19 protein-coding genes and 1 pseudogene are annotated in these 24,236 nt (G+C 57.3%); 7 read left to right on the plus strand and 13 right to left on the minus strand.

Annotated features, from left to right (window positions below; translation table 11 throughout):
- Nucleotides 1-66 precede the first annotated feature (66 nt).
- The gene (locus tag NK8_RS31720) at nt 67-1,062 is read left to right on the plus strand and encodes a LysR substrate-binding domain-containing protein (RefSeq protein ID WP_213232185.1); all 996 of its coding nucleotides are present in this window, start codon (nt 67-69) and stop codon (nt 1,060-1,062) included.
- On the opposite strand, the gene NK8_RS43770 is transcribed toward NK8_RS31720, so the two are convergent.
- Together NK8_RS43770 and NK8_RS31730 are read right to left on the minus strand one after the other, a co-directional pair.
- Complete coding sequence (locus NK8_RS43770; protein ID WP_367657807.1) at nt 956-1,399, minus strand: SAVED domain-containing protein; 444 nt, start codon at nt 1,397-1,399, stop codon at nt 956-958. The two genes, NK8_RS31720 and NK8_RS43770, sit on opposite strands and share 107 nt — an antisense overlap.
- A 438-nt stretch (nt 1,400-1,837) precedes the next feature.
- Nucleotides 1,838-2,254 carry a hypothetical protein gene (locus NK8_RS31730; RefSeq protein ID WP_213232187.1) on the minus strand — a complete coding sequence of 139 codons (417 nt, stop codon included), beginning with the start codon at nt 2,252-2,254 and terminating at the stop codon, nt 1,838-1,840.
- A gap of 180 nt (nt 2,255-2,434) precedes the next feature.
- Here NK8_RS31730 and NK8_RS31735 point away from each other — a divergent pair, with 180 nt between their 5' ends.
- A complete protein-coding gene (locus tag NK8_RS31735; protein ID WP_213232189.1) occupies nt 2,435-2,644 on the plus strand; it encodes a hypothetical protein in 210 nt (69 codons plus the stop codon).
- 1,650 nt (nt 2,645-4,294) lie between these two features.
- Nucleotides 4,295-4,786, plus strand: a complete 492-nt coding sequence (locus NK8_RS31740) for a hypothetical protein (protein WP_213232190.1) — start codon at nt 4,295-4,297, stop codon at nt 4,784-4,786.
- An 82-nt stretch (nt 4,787-4,868) separates the two neighbouring features.
- On the opposite strand, the gene NK8_RS43465 is transcribed toward NK8_RS31740, so the two are convergent.
- The 4 genes from NK8_RS43465 to NK8_RS31760 all read right to left on the minus strand — a co-directional run bounded on the left by NK8_RS43465 (nt 4,869) and on the right by NK8_RS31760 (nt 9,231).
- Nucleotides 4,869-5,675 (minus strand): H-NS histone family protein, encoded by an 807-nt coding sequence (locus tag NK8_RS43465; RefSeq protein WP_213232192.1) that lies wholly within the window; start codon nt 5,673-5,675, stop codon nt 4,869-4,871.
- 396 nt (nt 5,676-6,071) lie between these two features.
- Nucleotides 6,072-6,764: a hypothetical protein gene (locus NK8_RS31750; protein WP_213232194.1), complete on the minus strand. Its 693-nt coding sequence runs from the start codon at nt 6,762-6,764 to the stop codon at nt 6,072-6,074.
- Nucleotides 6,765-6,807: 43 nt separating this feature from the next.
- The gene (locus NK8_RS31755) at nt 6,808-8,256 is read right to left on the minus strand and encodes a hypothetical protein (protein WP_213232196.1); all 1,449 of its coding nucleotides are present in this window, start codon (nt 8,254-8,256) and stop codon (nt 6,808-6,810) included.
- 63 nt (nt 8,257-8,319) lie between these two features.
- Nucleotides 8,320-9,231, minus strand: a complete 912-nt coding sequence (locus tag NK8_RS31760; RefSeq protein ID WP_213232197.1) for a hypothetical protein — start codon at nt 9,229-9,231, stop codon at nt 8,320-8,322.
- A 735-nt stretch (nt 9,232-9,966) separates the two neighbouring features.
- Here NK8_RS31760 and NK8_RS31765 point away from each other — a divergent pair.
- From NK8_RS31765 to NK8_RS31770, 3 genes are all read left to right on the plus strand, one after another.
- The gene (locus tag NK8_RS31765) at nt 9,967-10,170 is read left to right on the plus strand and encodes a cold-shock protein (RefSeq protein ID WP_213232199.1); all 204 of its coding nucleotides are present in this window, start codon (nt 9,967-9,969) and stop codon (nt 10,168-10,170) included.
- Nucleotides 10,171-10,488: 318 nt separating this feature from the next.
- Nucleotides 10,489-11,163: a hypothetical protein gene (locus NK8_RS43005; RefSeq protein WP_225936538.1), complete on the plus strand. Its 675-nt coding sequence runs from the start codon at nt 10,489-10,491 to the stop codon at nt 11,161-11,163.
- Nucleotides 11,076-11,366, plus strand: coding sequence for a DNA cytosine methyltransferase (locus NK8_RS31770; RefSeq protein ID WP_225936531.1), 291 nt, complete (start codon nt 11,076-11,078; stop codon nt 11,364-11,366). The genes NK8_RS43005 and NK8_RS31770 overlap by 88 nt, the downstream gene beginning before the upstream one ends.
- A gap of 498 nt (nt 11,367-11,864) precedes the next feature.
- Here NK8_RS31770 and NK8_RS43010 read toward each other — a convergent pair whose 3' ends face one another.
- The gene (locus tag NK8_RS43010) at nt 11,865-16,604 is read right to left on the minus strand and encodes a hypothetical protein (RefSeq protein ID WP_225936445.1); all 4,740 of its coding nucleotides are present in this window, start codon (nt 16,602-16,604) and stop codon (nt 11,865-11,867) included.
- Nucleotides 16,601-17,746, minus strand: coding sequence for an OmpA family protein (locus NK8_RS31780; RefSeq protein WP_213232203.1), 1,146 nt, complete (start codon nt 17,744-17,746; stop codon nt 16,601-16,603). The genes NK8_RS43010 and NK8_RS31780 overlap by 4 nt, the downstream gene beginning before the upstream one ends.
- A 655-nt stretch (nt 17,747-18,401) precedes the next feature.
- On the opposite strand from NK8_RS31780, the gene NK8_RS43775 reads away from it, so the two are divergent.
- Nucleotides 18,402-18,725 carry a Mov34/MPN/PAD-1 family protein gene (locus NK8_RS43775; protein ID WP_225936532.1) on the plus strand — a complete coding sequence of 108 codons (324 nt, stop codon included), beginning with the start codon at nt 18,402-18,404 and terminating at the stop codon, nt 18,723-18,725.
- A 157-nt stretch (nt 18,726-18,882) separates the two neighbouring features.
- Here the strand turns inward: NK8_RS43775 and NK8_RS43015 are convergent.
- From NK8_RS43015 to paoC, 5 genes and pseudogenes are all read right to left on the minus strand, one after another.
- Nucleotides 18,883-19,095 (minus strand): annotated as a pseudogene (locus NK8_RS43015) (MFS transporter); the annotation flags it as partial.
- A 615-nt stretch (nt 19,096-19,710) separates the two neighbouring features.
- Nucleotides 19,711-20,388 carry a carboxymuconolactone decarboxylase family protein gene (locus NK8_RS31790; protein WP_225936446.1) on the minus strand — a complete coding sequence of 226 codons (678 nt, stop codon included), beginning with the start codon at nt 20,386-20,388 and terminating at the stop codon, nt 19,711-19,713.
- 97 nt (nt 20,389-20,485) lie between these two features.
- Nucleotides 20,486-20,992: a cupin domain-containing protein gene (locus tag NK8_RS31795; RefSeq protein WP_225936447.1), complete on the minus strand. Its 507-nt coding sequence runs from the start codon at nt 20,990-20,992 to the stop codon at nt 20,486-20,488.
- A 150-nt stretch (nt 20,993-21,142) separates the two neighbouring features.
- A complete protein-coding gene (locus NK8_RS31800; protein WP_213232207.1) occupies nt 21,143-21,910 on the minus strand; it encodes a glucose 1-dehydrogenase in 768 nt (255 codons plus the stop codon).
- A 114-nt stretch (nt 21,911-22,024) separates the two neighbouring features.
- A complete protein-coding gene (gene paoC, locus NK8_RS31805; RefSeq protein WP_213232208.1) occupies nt 22,025-24,235 on the minus strand; it encodes an aldehyde oxidoreductase molybdenum-binding subunit PaoC in 2,211 nt (736 codons plus the stop codon).
- Nucleotide 24,236: the final 1 nt, after the last annotated feature.

Genomic DNA, 24,236 nt, shown 5'->3' on the forward strand with positions numbered 1-24,236 from the left:
GTCTAGGTTCGTCCGGAAGGTGCCACAACTGACGTAAAATTGAGTTAGCCGGGAGAAAAAGTCACCATGGGCACAGACAAACTAACAGGAAAAGACGCCGAAACGTTGCCCCCGTTGAATGCGTTGCGGCACTTCGAGGCGGTCGCCCGGCTCGGGAGTTTCGCGGCTGCCGCGACCGATTTGCACGTCACGCACTGGGCGGTCGGCAAACAGATCCGAATGCTGGAAGATTGGTTCGGCGTTCCGCTCTTTGAGCGCCGCTCACGCGGCGTCGTTCCGACCGACGAAGGCGCAGCTCTGCTCAATGATGTCAACGGGGCATTTGCGCGCCTAAGCAGTTCGGTCACGCGGCTGCGGCACGAATCCATTACGCGTCGAGTAACGGGTGTTGTGCGCGTAAATGCGCCGGCAAGCTTCGCTTTGTGCTGGCTGATACCGTGCTTGGCAGATTTTCGGGAACGCCATCCGGACATTGATGTGCGGGTCTCGACAACCTCACGTAAATTGCGCTACGTCGGTGATGCATTCGACGTCGGCGTGCGTTCGGGACCCGAGGACGCAGCAGGCCTCGTGTCAACGATGCTAATGCCTGACTTGCGCTTGCCCGCCTGTAGTCCCGCGGTGCTCTTGAGTCACCCGATCAGGACGGTCGCCGATTTGCGCCATCACACGCTCCTCCACTCCACGAGCACTCGCACAGCCTGGTCCGATTGGTTACGGGAGGCCGGCGCGCCAAGCCTGCAAGGCGCCCACCACCTGGACTTCGATCATGTTTTTCTCCAATTAGGCGCAGCTGCCGAAGGCCTCGGCGTGACGTTGGCGTCGCTGCCGCTAATTGAGCGCGAGATTGCAGCAGGGCGTCTCGTGTGTCCGATATCAGAGCCGGCGTGGCGCGGTCCCGACTACACATTGGTCGTGAACACGGATCGCGCGCACGATGACGCAGTCGTCGCATTCAAAGAATGGATAGTGGCGATGGCGGCGCAAAATCCATTGCAGGAGCAGTCTCGAATGGATGAGAGACATCACCGGAACCTCGCCCGCGGCGGCGGGCATGCGTGACGGGCCATGCCCAACGGGTACCTGCGCCAACCTTGTTGCGATGAGGCTGGAACAGATGCGTTCCCTCCGTGTCGCCGAGCACACGTCCCGCAAGAAGCAGCACTGAAGTGCTGTGCATCGGAAAAACAGAGAGACGCGGTCGCGACACACCCGCGCGCGTACCGTTGAGCAGGGTCTGCAACATCGGAAGGTCCAGCTTCATCTGCTGGAACAGTGAGGTCCAGTAGGCCGCGCTGTGCACATCGTGATGTTGACCACCTGGATAAAAGTAGCGCGCCGGCTTCGCGTCATTGCTGCGCAAGCCGGCGCCCCACAGCGCCTCGTGCGCATCGTCCATGCTGAACTGCGCCGGTTGACCTGCGATATTGCCAATGATCGCAATTCCCGTCGGAGTGCTACATCCGGCACAGCAAAGACAAGGTCACGCACGCCTCGGCGATAACGTGCGAATTTGCGTTCGCGCTGGTCTTTGAGTGCTTGCCTCCACGCGTCGGTAAATTCCGGTGGCAAAAACTTATCTTCGAAAAAATCGGCTTCCAGGATGCGTTCGCATCGTTCATAAGCAGCCGTGATACCCGCTCGTTCCAGAAGTGCTCGATGTCGCAGGACTAGTGCGTCGCGTTCACGGAAGTAGTCAAATGCAGGAGCGGTATTCTTTTTCATCGGTTGGCGTTCAAAGGTCCAAGCGGCGTGTTCGCATAATAGCGGAGATCGTCCGTGCTCCACGCACGTAGCTAATTGACGCTGTGGCTAATGAGCTTAAGCAGCATAGGCTTCATTTCTTTTCATGCGACTGCCACAACGTCAGAATCCATATTGCCAGCAAAACCGCGCAGTCCGCACCGATATGGAAGTACTGAAGGTGTTCTGGTGTATCCGGCTTGGCGAGCTCAAGTATCCCGCTGGCGACTTGCAAATCAAGCGCCTTTGGCGCTGGATCGGTTGAAGGTCCAATCGAGCCGAGAACTTCGTATAGAAAGTTTCTTTGGGTAGAGACTGCGACCATTCCCTTGAAATTCACATAAGCGAATCCGATGAACACAAGCGACATTAGAAACGCAAGTCGTTTTTGACGTTTAGCGCTTCCAAAGAAGGCCACCAGACCTAGAGCGACAGTGATATAGAACCCCCAGAAAGTTTGCATTGCCATACCACGTTCTAGAAGCTGGGCGATCACGTCCTTCGTTGTCATGCTACCTCCGAGGTTTGAGGCTCACGCGGGGCTTACTGGCAGCTTCTGAAGAATATGTTTTCTGCGCTATTTTGCTAGTTGAGTTTTCGATCCCGTTTTGCCTTGAGCATCTGTTCCGAGGTCTCGTAGTCGCCGCCATACTCGAAGCTGCGCTCCATCAGGTGATGATCCGTCGCGGCCTTGAACGTAGCGGCTGCGAGCACCGCTTCCTGGGGCTGGCCCGACCTTCAGCGCGCCGAGCGCGAAGTCGCGCCCGCTGCCGACGGCCCAAAATCCGAGCGGCCCGAGCACGGCGCGATCCTCGGTGACGAAGAACAGACCCGCATGATTGGCGATCATCACCTGAACGTGCGTCTCGGCTGCGTGCGTGGCTTCGTAGTCACCCTGTAGTAACGCCGTCTCACACATGACTCCGGTGCAGATGCAGCATGCCGAAGCTGGTTGAGGTCGCATCGTGTCCGAGAAATTCGCTCTCGCTCGTCACCTTGTCGCTCAGCGACTCGTCGACATGTCGCATTTGCTTGGCGGCCTAACGACCGTCAGCAAAAGCTTTTCCTGAGCCGACAAGGGTGAGGCTGATCGCGTGACGGCGCATGCCGCCACCAGAGCGCGATCGGACACGAGGCTTGCTTCGGAGCGATCGGATAAAACGCTGACTTCAAAGCGAAGTTGCGCGCCGGCCCAGCAGCGCGAGGACCGAACCGCACTCCGCACAGGAGCTCACGCGAGAGCACCGATGACAGCGTACACCGCGGCACCATCTCCCAGGACGCCTGTCGGCAACGCGAGTTGTATGCGCAACGAAGACATCGGCTCCTTGGTGGACAGCCGCGCAGTTGCCACCAAGACGAAACATGTAGCATTCGTTCTCGAAGCAGACTAGTGACGAGGCACGCGCGCGCCGATCCCAGATGCGCGTGTTTGTCGCCAACGGGAGATGGACGCTCGCTGCAAGCATCCGCTCCTGGCTGCCAGCCGCGCAGCGGCCTTTGATGATGCACGCAACGAGGGGGAAGCATATCCTTGCGCAAGCATATGCTTTCTAAGATTGAGCACACGCTAAAAATAAACATGCTCTATTGCGAATAGGAAAACACGCTCACGGAAGCAGATCCTAGTGAGCATATCTTTCCTTTAGGGTAGCTAGGAATAGCCGGGGCCCCTGCCAAACACCGCAGGCCCTCTTCCACCATCTCGTCTTTGAATGGCTCCGACAGACTTACAGGTCGCGGCTCTATCTTCGCCACCGCACGGACTATTTCAACCTACCCCCGTGGTAGTCCAATTTCCCCAGCGCGCCACCGGTCGCACCCGTCCACGCTGGAGGTCACCGCCGGAACTCTTCAGTCCGAAGAAGCGGCATTAACGTCGGGCGGCTCGGTGCTCGGCCGACGCGTGACTATCGATGTATAACACCGGAATTGCTCAATCGCCAGCAGAAAATCGGGCCAAGATTCGCTGTGGGATCTCATTCCAACAAAATCTTCTTTTATTCGATGAGTGTTTTTTCAAAACGCTTCGGGCAAGGAATTTTGTAACAATACGAATTCCCGTTAGAATCTCTTCGGAGTCGTTCGCCGCGTGCACAGACGGGACTTACGCAGTCAGCAAGACGCTCGGGAATCGCATGGATTGCTGTTCACTGCAAAGATGGGTACGTCCTAAATCCGCTGGCTCTTGGGTCGGGACCGGCCGTGATGCTGGATCGGCCAGAACCGTCGAAGGCGAACCGGGGTGACCGCTTGGAAAGCGGCGCGCTGAAGCGCGTCCCGCAAGATGCACGTTGAAGTCTTCAGAAGGATCGCAACTCACTCGAGACTGCAGCCGCAGGCGGAGAGTCTGCTGACTGTGCTGAAAGGCCGCCACGTGCGGCTGGCGTTTCGGCGTTGCGTGCGCCACAGACACCCTGACTCGTTGAGCCTATTCTTCGAACAGTCCCGCTCGCTGCATGTTTTCTATGTTGCTTCTTTCCTGATGACCGGACGTCGCCACACTCCGCGAACCTCGTGATCGCTTCCGCAGAAACACTTCAACAAAGAGATGCTGCTGCCTCTGCCTGTAGACGCGGCACGAACGATGGCGCTTGCGAACCATTTGAGCTTCGTCGCCTGCCGAGACGGTGCCGGCACCGCGTATTTGTTGAACGAACTCATTCGCTTGGTCTACATCACCTTCTACGTGCAGGACGCGGGCTTTGGCGACACCGACGTGATTGTCTACGCACGCGCGGAGGCCGCCTTGGAACGCAGCGTGCAACGCGCAGAAAGCGAGCGCGTATGGAGGCTGGACCCGGGCGACCTGCCGCTATTTGAGACAGTGTTGCGCGAGGCAGATCGCCAGCTGGCGAGCGCGCCCCGTCATGCCCACTTTGGCGCACAGCAAAGGCTCGACCGCTTCGCCCTTTCCGAACGTGCATCTCCGCTCCCAGCCGCAGTCCGCGATCGAGCTACCGCGGACCTTGAAACCGGCATCAGACGAAACAAAGCAACTACCACCCCCGCAGATGCCGTTCCGCCTCCTCCGGAAAATTAACACTGTGTTGATGTCGTGCAATCCATATCTATCATCAGGGCGGCCACTCCCTGTTCAACCACAGACGACTGCGAAGTGCGGCTCAAGCCGTCGCCGTCGAATTCGCCTCAGCGCTTCCCTGCTCAGTAGCCGACGACGTGACCTCTGCAGTCGTCGGCGCTCTCTTCGCCGGCACCTTCTTGCCAGCAACTGCACTCTTCTTCACTGCCGCCTTCTTCACGGTGGCCGTCTTCGAGGCTGCTTTCTTTGCGGCCGGCTTCTTCGTCGCTACCTTTTTACTGGCAACCTTCTTTGTCACCGCCTTCTTCGCCCCGGCCTTGTTCAAAGCTCCTTTCTTAGCGGCGGTCTTCTTCCCCGGAGCGGCGTCGGACACCTCAGGCGCCTCGGTAACCTTGTCGATAAGAAATTTTGTTCGGTCTTTGGCGCTGGCTAACCATGCTGGAGCTTTACCACGGCCACTCCAGGTCGCCCCACTTTCCGGGTCGCGATACTTCGGAGCCTGCGGTCCGCGCACATAGTTCCCAGCTTTCGGTTGCTTCGATGCGGCGACCGGCGGAGTGGTCGTATCAGCATCGATCAAGAAGCGATTCCGGTTCTTGGCGTTCGCAATCCACGCGGGCGCGCGGCCGTGGCCAGTCCACGTCGCCCCTGTTTTTGGATCGCGATATTTCTCAGCTCCTGCGTGATTCGCAGACGACTGCGAAGACGGCGCCTTCTGACCTCGAACCGATCTGCCAACGTAGCTTTCAATATGGGCAATCGTCACGCCATGTTTGTCCATCAGACTTCGAATCTCTGCCAGCACCTTGGACGATTGCTTCTTGGCAATTTCCGCTGCCTGCTCCTGTAGCCTTTGTATCTTTGCCTGAATTTCGCTCAGCGTTGCCATAACACCCCCTCCTTATGTATGCGATGGTCGCACTATGCCACACCATTCTGCGAAATGTCAGTCGTTTAGGAGGGTTTCTGGGACGGCGCTCGATTTAATCGAGGAATTCATGTGATTGCGCCAACCATTAGACTGCCCCGTCATTTGACGAGGAACTGAGAAGTCAAACCATGAACATCTTAGAGGTCACCTGGAAGCCGCAGCAAACACTTACATCGCACTTGCGAAGACGCCACAACCCTTTCTCGATCAACTGCGCCGTCGAGGAGGCTCCAACCGGCTAGACCGTGGGTCGGCGCTTCCTTATCCCATCACACCTCATGCCCGGAGGCCGCGCGCTCATTTCGATTAATCAACGGGCCGGGAAGTCGCCAACAGATCAAGTCAGGTCGACGGTCAGTTTGCGTACTTGCCGGCGACCTTGACTAATGCTTTCGCACCGCTTTGCTTCCAACCATGACGAAGGGCCCAGATGCGGAGATCATCCAGCTCTAAGAATTCACCCTGCTTCCCGAGCGCCTTGAATTGGCTCGCAGCAAAGGCCTTGTCAGATGTGTGCGTCAAACCGCTCGACACGTTCACGACCGTATGGATACTTTTCAGCGCAGCCTCAACTGCAGGACTGAGTCCCAGCGGAGGCACCTTCCACGTCTGGGTTCCCCAGAATGTGGGTTGCCAGGTCCTGAGCCACTGTCTCCCCGCGTCTTCGGTCCATGGGCAGTAGACAATCGCTGAAGCTCGAGAATGATCATCGACCTTCCCAATATCAGACTCGTCAAGATGTACTGCGAGTAAGAGGGAACCAGTATCCGCGTTAGCCGCCTTGGCCGCAGGCGTGAGTGCTATCGAAACCTCCTGAGAGTCCGAAACCTTGAGCACTTTGCCTTGCGACATCGCCTTGACATTCTCGCCCCCTAAAACCTTGGCGACCGTCGAGGAGTCTACATGCTGAAGTGCCGGCACAATCACCGCGATTTTCGATATCTTGTCTGCGATGCAGTACTCGACAGCTCGTTTGACCGCAGTCCTGACCTGCTCAACGTGGTCGTTTGCACATTCAACCAGAAACCTAGGCATCTTCTCTGACATAGTTTTTTCTATTTAATGATAGAACTTTTGATTTATTTTCGTTCTAATTCACTACCGGCGTCACCATGTTTTGCCCATACTCCGCGAAGGCGTCCGCAAACAATGAGCTGGCCGATTCTGCAACATCCCGAAAGTCGGTTTCAAGGTGCGCAGAAAGCGTCCAAGGACCTCGGTACTCTTCGAACAAGGGGTCCACGACAGCCTTGATACCGTGCTTGGCTATCGCACAGCAAAACACTTCAAATTTTTCAGCGCAGAGAATAGCAAATGGAATCTGCTGCAGAAGAGCCGCATTGCACCCCCTGCTCGTGAGAATCGCCTGGACCTTGCTTACCAGCGTATCGTGCGCGTCAGGGCTTACCAGAAGCCAGTCTTCCAAAGTTACTACAAGATTCGCACACGGCAAGGAATTGCGGACCCAATGCGATTTCCCATCCAACGCAAGGGCTATATTCCGATAATTTTGAGCAATCGCTTCCGCGAGAATCGTCAACTGAGCGTCGAGATCCTCAGCCGAAGATGCGACGCGGCCTCGCAGATTCAGTCGCTTCGTCTTACACTCAACGAAAACGTTCGCATGTATGTCCGACAGCACGAAATCGACACCGTGGTGCACATTCCCTCGAACCATGAAGGGCATCTCTTCGTGCACTGTCACCCGCGACGGCATGCAAGTCCTTCGGAGAACGTCCGCTGTATATTCTTCGAACGCTTTGCCAAATGCCGCATCAAATCCCTTTTGCTGAAACAAGAGATAGAACGTCCCTTCCGTGAATCGGGTCAGCATCCTCTCGGGCATCGGGCAATAGGTCCTCTCGGGGTACAACGGGTCGAGATTGACGAGCGGCCTGTCGTCAAGCGTGTCAAACGTGTATGCCCACGTATGGTCGAACCGTTGGCTTTTTCGAAGTTCGGCGCGTGTCGCCGAGAGAGAGCCGGTCATACGCTCGAAGAATCGATCTCTCGTCTCATGGTCAATGCCAGCCTTCTCCAGGTCGACACTCGTAACGAAGCGCGGCGATTTGGCGAAGTGCGTGTACGTCATGAAGCCAAGAAACGTATAGTCTCTCGCCGAGATGCCAATCGCGCGCTCAAGGACGGCAGCGACGTCCTTGTTCTCGTACAAGGCGACATATCGCATGAACCTTCCCAGCGAAGGTCTTCGCTGTAAGGACAACTGCTGCTGCCCGATGCGATGCAGTTCTAGCTGGAAGTTGCCTTCCGTGGTTGCTGGCGTGTATTCCAAGTACGCCTGAACTGCCCCGAAGGCTTTCTCTAGGTCCTGCCAGTTGGACAACGTCCGTGTTCCCCGCCCGATGGTTCCGTGCAGCAGTACCTCACGACAAACAAGGCTAAGCTGATGGGGAAAAATAATCTTCCTTAGGTCCTTTCCGGGCGCCCCTTCGATCGACGGCGCCGGGCCACCGGCCACAACGTGCCGCGACAACTGCCAGATAATGACCAGCGATTCATCAATGCTGTAGCCGCGCATCAAATTTCGGACGGGTTTATATCTTTCGAACATATGGAGGTCTGGTCGGAGTCGGCAAACGGCTCACAGCGCCCAGTCAATTTCGCGGAGCACGAAGCCGGTTGCGTGGACCGCGAGGTTGGCATCATCCTCAGTGACTTCGCGGAGGTTACGCCGATGCCGCTCGTTCTCCTTGCCGCGCGGATGCAACATGTTCACAACCTCGAGCGCGGAACGTAGCAAGACGTGACTGCCCTGGCCGAAGTGGCGCTGAATCGCGCAGATGCATCGAGCTAGATCCTCCCCGAGTAACGAAGCATCTCCCGACAGTTGATAAAGCCATCTCGAGATCAACACGACGCAGAGGTTGCGACACTGGTCTACTACTGACGTTGGCAATTCTCGATACGCCGCATTTAGCACGCGCTGGTAGGCCCGCTTTACCGCGGGGAGGCTCTCGGTGTGAATCCGCGCCTCGTGCAGCGACGGCATTATGCCAAGTGCTGACTCTGCTCGAAGCGTGACTAGCACATCCTGGCTGACCGTGGACTCCGTTTGCAGTATCTGCCAGGTTGAAAACGACCCGGCCACACCTATCGCCAAACGCAGCCCCTCACCTCTGTCGGGACTCCCCAAAAGCTCGGAGCATTGAGCATAGACGCACAGTTCCTTATACAAACGGCCATCGTTCCGTTTGCTCGAATAGTCGGAAATAGCGAACGTGCTGGCATCAACCAGCATTTGTTCCCAGCCGGAGTTCCCGAGCTTCTGATATAGCCGCCCCCTTCTGACACGTGACACAGGGTCGAAGGATTCCTCGCGAAACACCCAACCGAAGGGATGACTGTCGAGCCCAAGCGGTAGCTGGGGCAGATCAGAGGGGGTTTCTATGAGCTTGCATTGCGACACGACGGGCGTAGGTACGGCTAGGTAGCGCGGATGATCCTTTCCCTCGAAGATTTGCCCGGTTGCACGGTCGATTCCCAAGCGAGACATGTATGGTTAAGCGCGGAGCGATAGTAGTTAACAAAGACTCGCCGCGGCTGACGCGCGGGCAAATCGCTTTGATCGCAATGGTAGCATCCGCGCAGAACAAGAAAAGTGGGGGTAAGCTGACCCTTGTGCTGGTCATCGGCACCCTTCACTCGGTTTCAGAAACGAGGCTCAGCAGGCGTCAACAAGACGCGGCGGTTTGCTTCCAGCATATCTACGGCTGTAGTACAAACTAAACTAAGATGCGGCCCGGTATACGGCGCGCCGCCGGCGGAACAGCCGGAAAGCAAAAGCGCAACGGCGGGAAGTGTCAATCCTCTTCGGGGCGACTTCGTCATAGCACTTGCCCTCCCGGTCGATCGTGTCAACGAAGCATGGCCGATAGCACGTCGTCGCGCCTGGCGCCTCGTCGTCAAGTCGTTTGGCCTCACAAGTCTTCCAGCCGGGTGGCACCACCTACTTGTCGCCGCTGTCAAGTTCGCGGTGCTTCAAGCCAACGCAAGCTGCCGAAAAAGGCAGCGGAATTGTGCCGTGACTAAAGAATGGACTCAGCTTCGCCCTTTCGCAACCGGTGCACGTCGTCGAACTCCCGGTCCGCCACTGTTTGTGATCTTGACAACCCGCAATCATGTTCTCACGAACTGTCAGGTAAGATCACGTGGCGTGCGTTCCGCAAGGAACTGTAGACGCTTTTCAATTTATCTGAGCTTTAATCACCGATTTTGGAGCAACCAACAAATGGCAACCGGTACTGTCAAGTGGTTCAATGACGCAAAAGGCTTCGGATTCATTTCTCCGGACGACGGTGGAGAAGACCTCTTCGCGCATTTCTCCGAGATCCAGGCCAAAGGGTTCAAGTCGCTACAAGAAGGCCAGAAGGTGAGCTACGACGTCAAACAGGGGCCCAAGGGAAAGCAGGCGAGCAATATTCAACCGATTTGAGCCGTCAAGACTGTAAGGCACCGAGTCAGATACTCTCCCTTCGGGCTTTGACGGTAGACTGGACCGCTTCACCGACTGGACCGCTAGGCGGCCGTTGGATAGGCGGTTACGGAGATGCCTCGGCATCTTCATTCCCGTATCGATGCGGCTAGGACGGCTCGACCGCGCTTAAGAACCAGGGTGTTAGATCCGGAATTTCGTGCGGAAGGTACGCGCAACAAATCGGTTGGGGCAACGCCAGCTGATCGTGCATCGGCGCACGAACACTATCGGAACCATCATCACGGGATGTTCAGCAGTGTGGCAACGAGGATTCAGATGTCAGAGATGACCATACCCGAGATTGCAGAGCGTCTTAATCAGCGTGCTGCGGCGTCCAGATCGGAAAACTTCAGCAGCTTCGCAAAGACCTTAAAAGCAAAACGCTTGCCATCGCGAAAGATTTTCGAACCTGCGACGACGTTCGAAGACTGGGCGTTTCACTACGGCGGGCGAGCAGAATTGCAATTCAATATTGGCATAGAGAAATTAGGCAGCGCCACGTTCGTCCGTCATGAAGTTGCCTTTTCGCTTGAACCCAGTCAGACGCTTCCGAGCATTGACATTCTGGTTCCCAAGGTTGCTCTGTTCAATGATTACTTGCGAAGCGGCTTCGATGCCCCTCCCGACTTTCGCATGTGGTATTACAAGAATGGAACACGTTCAGAGAACCGCTTACCAACAGTTATTACGCCAGATCTCATAAAACGCGGCGTTTTCATCTTTCTCGGAGCTGTCCAGCCTATTCAAGACATCGACGACGATAGGATACTGTCCGATTTCGACCTCGCTGGCGGACCGCTATGGGAGCAAAGCGCGCAGCACGCGAGAAGAACGGATTTCGCTATGATTATGCAGAGGGGGCAGTGGCCTTCCCTGACCGCCACGATACGTCGTCGCGTACAATCATTACCTCCGAAGGCGGTGCAACCGCCACCCGAACCAAACACGTAGTCGCAATCTCGAGCCGTCACTTACGTCGGCTTCTTCCGGAAGAACTCGAAGAGCTCAATGGCTTTCCTCGTGGGTTCACCGAACATCTCGGTGTGTCGGACACCAAGCGCGCGTTCCTGATGGGCAATGCCCTGGTGGTGGGCCTGGTGACGCGAATCCGTGAGGCACTGTTTCGCAGGCACGCACGAACGACAACGGCTTAACAGTGTTTGCTTCCGTCGACGACCTCGCATTCGTATCACCTCAGTTGCGCTCGGGAGCGCTACTGACTATCGGCGAAGTCTCTCAGACTGTCTTGTTTTAACGAAAAGACAAATGCGATAGAACCAATCGGTGGGAGTCGACACGCTCATGAAACGGCGTATTGGGTGCGTAGCAGCGGCGGGACAGTTTGGTACCGCCGCACATCGCACGGCGAAACGCGCTACACCGTTCAAGCTTGTCGTTGAGGGTCTCAAATGAATGGCTTGCTTCTTCCTCGAAAACGTCTGCACTCACGGCTAGGATACTTTTTGGCACCCTCGATGAACGATGAACCTCGAAAGCGCACGGAAACCGCCTTTCGCGCGCCTAGACCTTCATTGATGGTGCGCCTTGGGCGCTGCAGACTCCCCGCACAGGACTTGTTTTACATCTCGCGTGGTTGTCTTGCGCCTGAACCCCGAAAGGCGACGATCCTTCCACACGAGACGCAACGAGCTCTAGCCATAGTGATACTTAGACATGCCCCGATCATAGGCTACGTGAACCTTCGCGGATATTTCTCTCACAGTGATCTCACCGTTTTTGTCGACGTCGAGGCCACTGTTCTGCGTATACTGGATCGTACCCTTCCTGAATACAACGTCGTCGGGATCCCAGCCAATTGCCTTCGGATATAGGATTGCAAGATAGACATCGTCCAGACTCGAGAGCTTGCCTCTGAACCGTTTGAAGTGAGCGCGAACATAGTCGAGTTGCTCAATATCGCTCATCTGCTTCAACGCCGCCAACGTCGTCTTCAGATCCCTCGCATCGATTGCCGTGAATTGAATCAATCCTACTGCGTGGCTGCCTTTAGCATTCTCAACTTTTGGGCTGAACTTCTCGCCGGTTTCAAACGCCATACAGGACATCAGATAGCTCGGGTTAATGCCGATATACTCGGCGATCTCAATCGTCTTGGCTTTGAACGCGACGGACACAGAGCGGCCCCAAGCGACCTTCTGCTGCTCCGCAATCACCGCTGGACTCGGCGCTGGAGTCGCGCGCACCGGCGCGGAAGTGAATAGCCTCAGCGGCCAAGGCAAGCGGGACTCGACTGCCGAACGCACATCGAGCGGCGATTGCCCGACATCGATCTGATCGTCACCGCGTGACATCCGAACCGAGGCGCCCTGGCCAACAGCTGTATGAATTGCTGCGGAGACGATTGGATTGTCCATGAGACCTGGCGCGACATCTTGCATGACGGCTTTGGTCAACGCGTCGTTGATGGACCCGACCGACGCCCTAGCCGTGTCGCTGTCGACTAAGCCGCTATCTACGTCGCGGCGAATACTGTCCTTCACCATCGGTGCCAGCGCTGCGGGATTGCCCGTAGCAACAGCGGCGGCCATCTGCCCTGCTTCGAGCTGCTTCATCGCCAGTTCCGCGCCGAGTTCGCCAAAGCGCTTGGTCACCGCGTAGCTCTGCGCGAGCGCGTCTGCCGAATTGTGTTGCGTGCCGGCGATGCCGGTATTATTGGGGAAGGAGTTTGGATTGGTGATGGCCGTGATCGCGGGAGCTGTTCCACTTGCATCCGGCGCGGGCGGAAAACCCACCTGATTGATGATTGCGGCGGGCATCTGCGGCGGCGTTGCGAGGGCAGTGTCGCGCGCGCGGCTCGCGAGAGACAGCGGATCGATTGCCGTTGGCTCGTCGGGCAACGGATGCTCCCAGTACTGCCAGTTGCGGCTATTGTCGATCTTCTCGCAACTGTTACAACTGCCCATCACCGATTCCGCAAATACGCCGCGCGTCGGAACTGAGATGCGCGCCGACGGGCTTGCGATCATCGGACGGTAGTACGCGAGCAACCAGTCCTCGCCTTCGTTCTCTGCATTCTTCCCTGTATCGGACTTCTCTTCAAAACTGTCGAGGCGGATGCCCGGCGCGACCGGCATCACTAGGCTATTTCCGATGATCCCGACCAACCGATTTTCTACCACCGACGCCACACTGCGACCGCCGGCGTTCGGCGCGACGTAGGCATCTAGTAGCGAATATCGGCGATCCGGATCCATGGTCCAGAAGATCGCTTTGTGATAGAACTCCACGTTCTCGTTTAGATGTCGGAGCAACTGCTTTGCCGCCTCAGTGTCGTCTTCGGTGCGCGCACGCAGTTCGTGCGGCTGAGGTGGCGTGAGTAAATTAACTGAGCCAGTTTTGAGGTCGTTCGCAGCGGGTTTAACGAGCACGGTGCTCCGGATGTTCTCTGTGCAGAAGAGAACGGACGCGCCCCGCACAATCGCGCTGTCGAATGACGCGATGGTCGCGCCTGATGTTATTTTGATGCTAGCGACACGACCGCGCGGGATTGCCCTGTCAGCGATACTTCCGTATTCCTGCAACCTAACGGTGTGCGCGTCACCGGCTCGGTATGACGACGCCAGCACGGCTTTCAGGGGCAAGGGTTGAACGTCCAGATTGTCGAGCACCGCCGAGACCGTAAGTTCATCGACGAACTTTTTTGCCAGCGCTGGGCCGATCTCTCGTTCGAAGAGTTCGTAGCGCGCGGGCGAGTCGGCCTGCTTGAGCCTCTCAACCAGCCCGGGCAATGGCGACGATGTAGGAAACGAGACTGCAAGCCAAGTTTGCCACGGCGTCGTTGCTTCGAGCGTGGCAGACGGCATAGGAAAATCGAGTATGAGTTCGACTTCGGCGCTCAGGCTGGTGAGTATTTCATCAGCGTAAGTCGTGGCGGGCGCATTATTGTCCGTAAGGCGCTCGCACGCGTCCACGGCATCTATGAGCCGTGAGGGCAGGAATCCTTCGAGGGCACTGCGCCAACGCACGACCTTTTTCGCATCGAATGGCGAAATCGGAAACGGAATGTAGAGGCACTCGCGCACGGCATCGAGTTCATGATCGACCCGAAAATGCCGGAGCACCTCAAAGTATTGCACCGTGATCGCGTGGCACGCATTGCGATTAGCAACAACTTCCGTTACCGCCCGCGCGGATTCTTCCTGACTTACTTGCTGCACCATCGTCACGCGTTGCGCGCGCAGTGCATTGGCCGACTGCACTGTCTGATCGCGTAACTGATTCATGTAGTTCGAAGCAAGCGTGCGACTCGAGTCTTGGCTTGCGTTAGTGCTGGCATTAGACGATCCGCCGGATGAGCCACCGAAGGCGACCCCAAATAAGGAGAAGCCACTTCCGCTCGTGTCCGAACCGCTGGTCGAATCGGAGTGAGCTTTAATCGACTCGTTCAACGCGGAATTCACGATCTCGGAGATATCACGCTCGCGGCCGACGAAGTTGTATAGGGACTCACCATAAGTCTGCGAAGAATCCATCTGCAGCACGTCCCGTCGGTCCCAGTCGACGATCGCGATGTTCTTCTTCTGCAACGGCGCGAGGGGAAGCGAATACCGCAGATCCCCCAGTGAATACCCGTCGGCGCGCCAGACCTGCTTGATGGTGAGGATGCGTCCATGCGAGATGGTCACGGCTTGCGCAACCATCGGGTCGCCATCCCAAAGCATCTGCTCGGTCTGGGACAGCGAAGTGCGGAAGTAGCGATTGATAGGACTGCCGGCCTCAACTTGACTGCGATCGCCCGGATCCCCCCAGTCCTTATAGTCGAGCGCTTTGGCGCCCGCATCGTCGCCTCCGTGAATTGGGTCCTGCGGTACCTTGCGGCGAATGCGGATGATCTCCGGGTCCGTGGTGCGCACAATAATTTGCGTTCTGAACTCGTCGAGCGCGCGATTGGGTTCGTCGAAATCGATGCCACGGCAGCCACAGTCTTCAGACCGGTTAGCTGCGTCGGTCGCATCATCATCGTCAAGGATCAGTGTGCTATCAATCTGCAGCAGAACCGGCGAAGGAAACTGCGCCAATTCGTCAGCCTGCGAATGCTTGTCAAGCTTTAGCGCCAACGACACGCCAACGCCACTCACCTGCAACAGTGCATGGCGCGCACGCAACTTCGTCTTTCCCGCATAGTTGAATTCGAAGTAGCCGGACTGATCCGTCTGCGTAACTGCGAGTGCCTGCGGCGTGAGCAAGGCCTCGAGCGCGCGGCCGTCGTCGCAGCAGTCCTCGATAAGTAGGTCGGCGGGCGCGCAAGCATCGTCGACAAGATGGGCCGCGCGCGGCGGAGCGAACACCGCCACGTTGCGAATGCCGAAGGTTCTGCCGTCGGAAAACCACAGGCGTCCCTTGACGGTCGTCATCTCCTCGGGAACCACCGGCCGTGTCGCGAGTGCGCCGCGCAATTCGTCCGTCGGTGCGACGGGGATCTCTACATCTCGCGCACCGTCACCGTCCAACCACTTAGAAAGCGAGTCAAAGTCGACATAGTGTGTCAGCAGTTGCCGGCCATCCGGTCCGATGACATCAAGACGCGCCCACGTGCCGTAGCTCACCGCGCCATCGGCGTAACGAGTCGCGCCCTCGATTAGGAAGCTGTATTCCATCACGCCGCTGGGCGGCTGCTTAGAGTAAAGCCATCCATTGAGGCGGCTGACCAGGAACGGAGCGGATGGTGCTGGCGCTGGTGATGGCGTGACTGTCGCGACTCCAGCCACGAGACCCGGCGACGGCGCTCCCGCCGTCGGGGCGGGCGTCGGAGTGGGAGCAGGTGCACCTGTCGCTGTCGGAGCCGGCGCAGGACTCGCACTTGCCAAAGGGGCAGGTGCAGGTGCAGGCGGCACAGTGGGTGTCTTAGTGCCGAGTGTCGTAAGGAAATCCAGCCATCCCGTCTTGTTTAGGGAGTTCAGTTTGAGCGCACCGAACTGCCCCCCCGTCCACTTGTTCAGCAGCCCGGAAACGATCGGCCAGGCACTATCGGCTTGCGTCCCGAGCCTCAGCCCCTCGACTGCTTGCGCTTCTTTCGAGTCGGGCGTTTTACTCAGAAATTTCGCTAGTGCGTCGACGACCCGCGCGGTGGTACCTGTCGGCCCCGGTAGGAGTTCGGCGAAGGGCAGGAGCTGCTTAAACAAGTCGGTGAGCTTACTCTCAATGTTGTCGATGACCGGCTGTTCGTTACGCTCCTGGAATGTCAGGACGACGGCAAACGGCAGACGCCTCTTCTGAGGCGCACCGGTGCTTGGCGGCACTGACGGCGTGGGCGTACGGAACTGTTTGCACATCTGGCCGATCAGTTCGTCGAACGCCGGTCTGACGTCCACGCATTGCGTCCCATGCTCATCGGAAAATTTGAGCGTTCCTTCGATGACCTTGTAGCTCACTGTATCTTCTCCCCGGATAGAACCTGAACCGGCGCCGGTAGCTCATCTTTTCTTTGCAGAGCCCCGACGTTTCCCGTCTGCGCGAGTGGCTTCACACGGATTTCCACCCTGCGAAGCGGCCCGAAGCAGCGGACGATGTTATTAAAGTTCGGACTCAAACGGTGTTCGGCGTTAGGGTAAAGGCTTCGACAAATCGACTGAACTTCCGTAAGCGGTTGGCTATCCGCTAGGCCGTAAACCTTTGTGTGTGGCATCTGTTTTTTCTCCTCCAGCTTGCTTCTCAGAGCGGCTTCTATTGCTTTCGCCCGCTTCTCACTCAAGGGCTGGTTATGTTCTTTTTTGCCTATTGGATCGGTGTAGCCGATGATCTCCGTGATCTCAAGCTTCTTCGGATCGACACCGCCTAGCTTCTGCTTAATCATCGAAAGGACAATTGCGCCAGTTTCCGGGTGGGTCCCGGACTTATCGAATTCGAACATGTCCGTGTAGATCAGAATTCTGTCCGGCTCGATGACCGTCTTGCACCTTTCGGGGCATTCCTGGCTCACGGGCGGCGGGGGAGGAGGAGGCACGCATTTCTCGCACACGGGCGGCCGCGGTGGCGGAGGCGGAGGCACACATTCCTGGCAGCCCATGCGAGCCCGAATCAGATAAAGAAGAATCGTCAATAGACTCAAGACGAGCGCTACAAGAAAGACCTTTTGTCCGAAGCGCCCTAGCCAGTGGTGAGCCGGCACATGCCGCGTCAAGTCTTCACCTCGCACACCTGAGGTAAGCGGATTCGCCTGTTCCCGGTTGCGGCGAAAGTCCCTCCACTCGCCGATTCGATTGTGCAGAAGCAGATCGGCCTGATACGGCCACGAATCAACCAGTTCACGACTCACGCCTGCCCCAGCGCCCTCAATGATGGCGCGAAGCCTTGCCCGCTTTGCCTTGGCGATATCATCAATCGTATTGATGCCGCAGTTGTGCAACGCGACGATCGCCTCGCTGTTCATGCCTACGAGCCGATGTATTTCAATTCGGTCTTCGCGCCCATCCTCGGGCGGCGGCGGGTGTCCGCGCCATCTAATGCTCTCGAGAAGCAAGTAGATGGGCAGCAGGATCAGGGGTATCAGCCAGAGCCAACAAACGAAATTCATGGATCCCACCTGCAAATGACGGTGTTTTTAAAACCATAGATTCTCCAAAGCGAACGCTTGTGTTCGCTCCGGAAACCCGATGTTCACTTGCACTAGCGGATAGCTCTCAACAAATCTAATTCATCTTACTTAAAAATGATTCCAGGAATTTTCTTACTCTGCAAATCACGATTTAACCTAGTTTGCAATCCTTTAAAAGTCAACGAAGGGTTTTTGCTAATCGCGCGTACCTATTTCCCAACCATTACATAGAGAATTCTTATCTGGATATCTACACAAGCAGGTTGCTTCGGTCTCTTGACGCCCCCTACGTGAGAGTCGATACTTGCAAGCTCGAGTTGACAAACTACTATCTTTATTAGGATTCCATATGTATAGTGTTAAGCGCGTCCCAATTCCGCGACGAGCCGGGTAACTCAGTGCTCTAGCGGTGACTCGATAGCGGAGGTGCTGCCAGTTCCGGGTTTACAGGTCGGGGTGTCGAAATCGTGCGCTCGTATCGCATCAGACGTCGCACTCACAAGGCAGCCAATTAACGAGCCGAAGTGCATTTGAGAGCTCGAATACTCGTGTTTCGCGCTATATCTGTAGCCTCTTTTGAAATCAGAGTGGGGGGTTGTGCGGGTCAAGGGCGGGCGTGAGCCAGGGAAAAACTGTGCGCGTATATCCGCTCGAGACGGGCGGCGCACTAACAGAATACATCGCGGAAAACGGTGAGCCAGTCGTGCAACATATTGTCGGACCCAGGCCGAGCGCTCAGCATAAGCGTCATCGATTCCGACCGGACCATGACTGGCAGCGTCGCCGGCTCGACGAAATCTTCGAGACATCGTCGGGGCGTGCTGTCTACCTTGGCGATTGGCATACGCATCCGGACGGCAGCCCGCGCATGAGTTGGCTCGACAGGCGAACCCTACGTGGAATCCCCTTCTCGCCCGGATTCCGACGTTCAGCCTGTCTGCTGGCATATCCGCTGTAAAGGAGCGCCGTATGTCACTCGGCGGGAGTTCTGACTAATGTTGATGAATCCGCCTGAACCTGCAAGACGCGAGCCGAACCGACTGACGTTGACGTTGCCGGCACGATCGATCTCCGCCATTGGTGGAGTGGGGCCGATGACGATCCTCACACTCGTGCGCTGTCGCGAGCGAAAGTATCGCCCATGTCACCATGATCCGTGCAATCCAGCGCCGTGCGCCCACCTTGTGCAACAACAAGTTGCTGGGAATCTCGAAGAAAAAATAGCCGACAAAGAAGAGTCCGGCGCCCAGCCCATACACAGCTTCGCTAAAGTGCAGATCATTAAGCATCTGCAGTTTTGCGAATCCAACATTTACTCGATCGAGATATTTTTTGTTCTGAGGGAAAGGGTGCTCGTTCAAACGGGGACATATCGAAAGGCTACTCCGCGCTTCACGCCGAATCCCGCTACGGGTAACGCGAGCACCTGCGACCGTGAAGCGCCGTCACAACTCATGATGAATTACGAACCCCCTCGGCGAACTCGAGCAGTTGGGAGTGAAGATGGCACACGGCGATGCCTGCCATCGGTCCGCTAACCCGCGGGTGCAGGGCCCTTAGAACCCGTTCGACGACCAGCGTGGTCGGGGTCATCGAGTTTTTCCCGTCGTCGAGGGCCCGCCGACTCGTGGCGTCGAGCTTCGCGTAGTGTCGAACAGCTCGGCGGATTAGGGGTGCGGGCCGATCAGCAAGTGCGCGTGGGATAGCGGTACGCGAGGTGCGGCGCTCGATCAGTCCGCGTAAGTGCCTGCTAGCGCAGCCGGTCAACAGGGATTCGCACCTGCCGGTAGGGGTAGAAAGGCGACGACGCGACGCGCCGTCGTGGCATCGCTCGGCGAGAAAGGCGCGATTCCTGCGTTAGAAGGGAACCAAGATCCAAGCCGGGGCCGGCCCCACAAGGATCGAACCCACACTGCCTCCGGACTGCGACTACTCAGCAGCCTTCAGTGTCCCTGTGCCGCAGCAAGTTGCCGATCAAGTGCTTCGCGTGCCCGTTGTGCGGCGTTTCCGTCCACGCGGTCGGCTAATACTTGTCCCACCTGACGCAGCTGGTCCGCAGAGAGGCCTACATTCATGCTGATGCGCATATGCGCCTGGAGTTGAGACTCGACGCCTGTAAAAACGGAAAGCATACTCACGGTAGCTAGCTCGCGACTCTGCCAGTCCAAGTTGTCTCGTTCGAAGATATCGCCAAAAAGATGAGTTTTTAGATATTCACCAATCGCAGGCGCGAAATCAAAAAGCGGCCCCTTCACGGGGGCGCCAGACAACTTAGTCTGATTCGCAGTGCCAGCAGCGAGCAAGGCGTCTCCAGTGGGAATCGGAGCGCTGGGAAGCTTGCCGGGTGCGTCTTGGACGCCACGCTGCTTGCGCGACTCAACAACCTTCATGAGTTCTCCAAGCGCGTTGAGACTGCGCGGAAAACCGGCGTAAGCATACACTTGTACTAGAATCTCTCTTGCTTCGCTGACCGTGAGTCCGGCGTCCATGCCATGGTTCAGAGCAGCATTCAAATTGGCAATATCGCCTGCGGCGGCGAACGCTGCGATAGGCACAATCGCTCGTTGGCGAGCGGTCAAGGTCTCAGAGGCACTCGGCGAGTTAATTCCCGTGTTCGTCATGTTTGATGCTCCTTCGTTTGTAGATGGTAGGCTTGGTGTCGAAACCAGGCTCACGACCAAGGCCAACGCCGAGGTCTGAACGCGCCTTCTTAGGCGCTTAACGGCCGTTGTATTGCTCATCGGTGACCTTCTCCATCCAGGAAACGTTCTTTCCATTCACTGTGCCGGTTACAGCCAGATGAGTCATCGCAGAGTTGGGCGCGGCCCCATGCCAGTGCTTCACACCGGGCGGACACCAAACCACGTCACCGGCCCCGATTCGTTTGACTTCCTTGCCCCATTCTTGCGTCAACCCCGAGCCTGATGTCACAACAAGTCGTTGGCCGGCCGGATGGGTATGCCACGCCGAACGCGCGCCCGCTTCTAATGTCACCAGTCCGCCTGAGGCGTTGATGCTCGCGTCTGCCGGCCATACGGGTTGCACACGTACTTGGCCGACGAAGTACTCATCCGAACCAGCCACGGACGGCTGAGAGCCGGCACGCACGATCTCCTGCTGCGCGACATTTGTCATCGATTCGCTGGCCTGCGTCTCGGTGGAAATAGCCAACGACGTGTGCACGACGGCGACAGCAAGCATGATGCGAAACAAGCATGTGATCATGGAATGCACCGGTCTCAAGGAGGGAATGTTGTTGCAACAATCGTGGTCTGGGTTTTGGCTCCAGACGTCTGTGACAAGCATTTGCCCGAAGACAGTCCAACATTCAACGCCGTCACAACGGACCTGCGTAATTTCGATTGAACGATGCCATTAGTGCGCCGTGAACCCACCGTCAATGGCGAGTGCGTGACCAATAACGAAGGTGGAACCGGAACTGCAAAGCCAAAGAACGGCATCCGCGATCTCTTCGGCGCGTCCCAGGCGTCCTATCGGTTGTTCACGCAGAATCTCCTTCATCGCGTCAGCCTGCTTTTGGAGCATCTCTGCGACCATTGGCGTATCAAACGTACCAGGGCAAATGGCGTTGATGCGGATCCCGCGCGGCGCATATTCGAGAGCAGCACTTCGCGTCAGCCCGATCACCCCATGTTTGGAAGCATGGTAGGCCGCCCGGCCGGGAAGCCCCACAAGTCCTCCGAGCGAGGAGCAGTTGACGATTGCGCCGCTGCCTTGCTTTCTCATGTGATTCAACTCGTGCTTCATACACGCCCAGACGCCGCGCAGGTTGACCGCCGTCACCTTCTCGAAATTCTCAGCAGGTTCGTCAGCAGCGTCACTTGGCGGCACCTGAATCCCTGCGTTGTTAAAGGCAGCGTCTAGCCGGCCAAAGGTCGTCACCGTTTGATTTACCATCTGAGCAACCTGGGCCTCATCGGTGACATCGCAGGGCACCGCCAACACTTGATGCGCCGGAACTCTCAATGAATCGACCGCGTGGCTCAGAGCGTCGGCATTCACGTCTGCGAGCGTCACGGCGGCCCCTGCCTGTGCAAACGCTTTGGCCGTCGCGAGACCCATGCCTGACGCCGCGCCGGTTACCAGCGCAACCCGTCCAGAAAAATCGAACGTGACCTCCAAGATACTTCCTCCGTATTTGTTGAGTTGAAAGTGCTACCAGTCAGCGAAAGACTTGCAGTGTCTGACCGCTCTACGGGCCGGCAGCACTTCCGTCCGCCACCTGACATCACAATCTCAGGCGATGACCGGCAGCCGATCGAGAAACTTGTCCAGCGTGATCGGGTACTGCCGCACACGTATGCCGGTCGCGTTGTAGACTGCATTCGCGACCGCAGGTGCAACTCCCGTGAGGCCCAATTCGCCGACACCCTTCGCCTTCAAGGGCGAAATCGTCGGATCGACCTCTTCGACAAAGAAGGCATCGAGATGGGGTATATCCGCATGAACCGGTACTTCATATCCGGCTAAATCATGGTTGATAAACAAGCCAAGCCGTTTATCAACTGCCATCTCTTCCATCAACGCCGCGCCAATGCCCATCGTCATCCCACCGATCACCTGACTGCGTGCCGTCTTGGGGTTCAGAATGCGCCCGGCAGCACATACCGCGAGCATCCGGCGAACACGGATCTCGCCAGTAAAGGCATTAACAGCAACTTCAGCGAAATGCGCTCCAAAAGTCTGAATCGCGAACTGCTTGGATAAATCACCGAATTCGATGCTGTCTTCGACGACGATGTCGCCATCTGCAGCCGCCTGAGTAAGCGGCACACTTCGCCCGCCAGAACGAACTTTGCCAGCCGTGAACTCGGTCTCAGCGGCTTTGAATCCCAATCGCTCGGCAACAATCTCCCGCAGCTTCATGCAAGCGGCATATACGCCCGCAGTGACAGACGCGGCACCTTGTTGCCCTCCTGAACCAGGAGTCTCTGGAAAGCTCGAGTCGCCGAGTCTCGCCACGACCTTCTCGATCGGGACGCCCATTAACTCGGCTGCCGTCTGCTGCACGATGGTGTAGCTGCCCGTGCCGATGTCGGTCATATCGGTCTCGACGGTGATAGATCCTCGGCGGTCAAGGCGTATCCGTGCTCCCGCCTTGCCGATGGGTGCCCCTCGAATCGCACCGGCCATCCCTGTCCCGACGAGCCAATGGCCATCGCGGAGCTGACCTGGCCGTGCCTTTCGTGTCTTCCATCCGAAGCGTTCGGAGCCAGTTCGCAGACACTCGACGAAGGGACGGGATGAGAAGGGTCGATTGGGATTTTCTGGGTCGACCTGCGTGTCGTTCAGAATTCGGAACTCGACCGGATCCATTCCGAGCTTCTCTGCCATTTCGTCCATCGCGATCTCAAGCGCCATCAGACCAGGCGCTTCCCCCGGCGCTCGCATGGCGTTTCCCTCTGCGAGATCTAGCGTTGCCAATCGGACGCGGGTCATGCGGTTTGGCCCCGCATACAGGGTTCGCGTGGACAGGGTTGTCGGCTCCGTGCGTCCGCCCGCAAGGTTGCCAGACCAGCTTTCGTGGCCGATCGCCGTGAGTTTCCCGTCGCGCCCGGCACCAAGTCTGACGCGCTGGATCGTCTTCGGCCGATGGATCGTGTTATTAAACATGATTGGACGCTGAAGCGCGATTTTGACTGGCCGACGCACTAACCGCGCGGCGAGGGCCGCCAGCACAAGATCAGACTGGACCGTGCCTTTGCCTCCAAAGCCGCCGCCGATAAAAGACGAAATGAGTCGAACGTTGTCACGCGGAATACCGAGAATGAGTCCGAGATCGCGGGTACCCCAGTTCATCTGCTGGATCGAGGTCCAGCAAGTGACCCGGTCACCCTCCCAAACCGCGATCGTGGCATGGGGTTCCATCATGGCGTGCGCTTGGTCGGGAACGGTATAGGTCTCGTCTACCTTCATCTCGGCGTCTGAAAAAGCTCGTTCGAAGTCTCCTACGTGGGTCTCGGTTGGGCCGCCAAACGCCATCTGTGGTGCGACTGGAGCGCTGAAGAGTTGGGCCGCGAGATCAAATCTGCCTGCGCTGCGCGTGTAATCGACGCGAATGAGTGACGAAGCCGCGCGCGCTTGCTCGAAAGTCTCTGCCACCACCACCGCAATCGGCTGGTGATAGTGATCGATTTCTGGCGAAGCGAGCATCCGTTGGACGTAGAACTTGCCGACCCCCAAAGGACCAGCGTTGCGATACGTCACAACACCCAGCACACCAGGGGAAGACTCGGCCTGCCTCGTGTCGATTGACTTGATTCGCCCTTTGGAAATCGCAGCGCCCAGGATGTAGCCGTACGCGATGTTCGGGGCGACGTTGTGATACTCGTAAGAATAGGTCGCAGTACCAGTTGTCTTCAGCTTCGCCTCGAAGCGATCAAGTGGTTGACCGACGACGGTCATCTGGTCGATTGGATTCTGTCCTGCTGGCGTCTCGAACTTCATG

It is taken from the genome of Caballeronia sp. NK8, from assembly GCF_018408855.1.
Classification (GTDB): Bacteria; Pseudomonadota; Gammaproteobacteria; order Burkholderiales; family Burkholderiaceae; genus Caballeronia.

Coding starts and splice junctions, on each gene's coding strand:
- NK8_RS31720 (WP_213232185.1), top strand. CDS start 67: ATGGGCACAGACAAACTAACAGGAAAAGACGCCGAAACGTTGCCCCCG.
- NK8_RS43770 (WP_367657807.1), bottom strand. CDS start 1,399: ATGGACGATGCGCACGAGGCGCTGTGGGGCGCCGGCTTGCGCAGCAAT.
- NK8_RS31730 (WP_213232187.1), bottom strand. CDS start 2,254: ATGACAACGAAGGACGTGATCGCCCAGCTTCTAGAACGTGGTATGGCA.
- NK8_RS31740 (WP_213232190.1), top strand. CDS start 4,295: ATGCTGCTGCCTCTGCCTGTAGACGCGGCACGAACGATGGCGCTTGCG.
- NK8_RS43465 (WP_213232192.1), bottom strand. CDS start 5,675: ATGGCAACGCTGAGCGAAATTCAGGCAAAGATACAAAGGCTACAGGAG.
- NK8_RS31750 (WP_213232194.1), bottom strand. CDS start 6,764: ATGTCAGAGAAGATGCCTAGGTTTCTGGTTGAATGTGCAAACGACCAC.
- NK8_RS31755 (WP_213232196.1), bottom strand. CDS start 8,256: ATGCGCGGCTACAGCATTGATGAATCGCTGGTCATTATCTGGCAGTTG.
- NK8_RS31760 (WP_213232197.1), bottom strand. CDS start 9,231: ATGTCTCGCTTGGGAATCGACCGTGCAACCGGGCAAATCTTCGAGGGA.
- NK8_RS31765 (WP_213232199.1), top strand. CDS start 9,967: ATGGCAACCGGTACTGTCAAGTGGTTCAATGACGCAAAAGGCTTCGGA.
- NK8_RS43005 (WP_225936538.1), top strand. CDS start 10,489: ATGTCAGAGATGACCATACCCGAGATTGCAGAGCGTCTTAATCAGCGT.
- NK8_RS31780 (WP_213232203.1), bottom strand. CDS start 17,746: ATGAATTTCGTTTGTTGGCTCTGGCTGATACCCCTGATCCTGCTGCCC.
- NK8_RS31790 (WP_225936446.1), bottom strand. CDS start 20,388: ATGACGAACACGGGAATTAACTCGCCGAGTGCCTCTGAGACCTTGACC.
- NK8_RS31795 (WP_225936447.1), bottom strand. CDS start 20,992: ATGATCACATGCTTGTTTCGCATCATGCTTGCTGTCGCCGTCGTGCAC.
- paoC (WP_213232208.1), bottom strand. CDS start 24,235: ATGAAGTTCGAGACGCCAGCAGGACAGAATCCAATCGACCAGATGACC.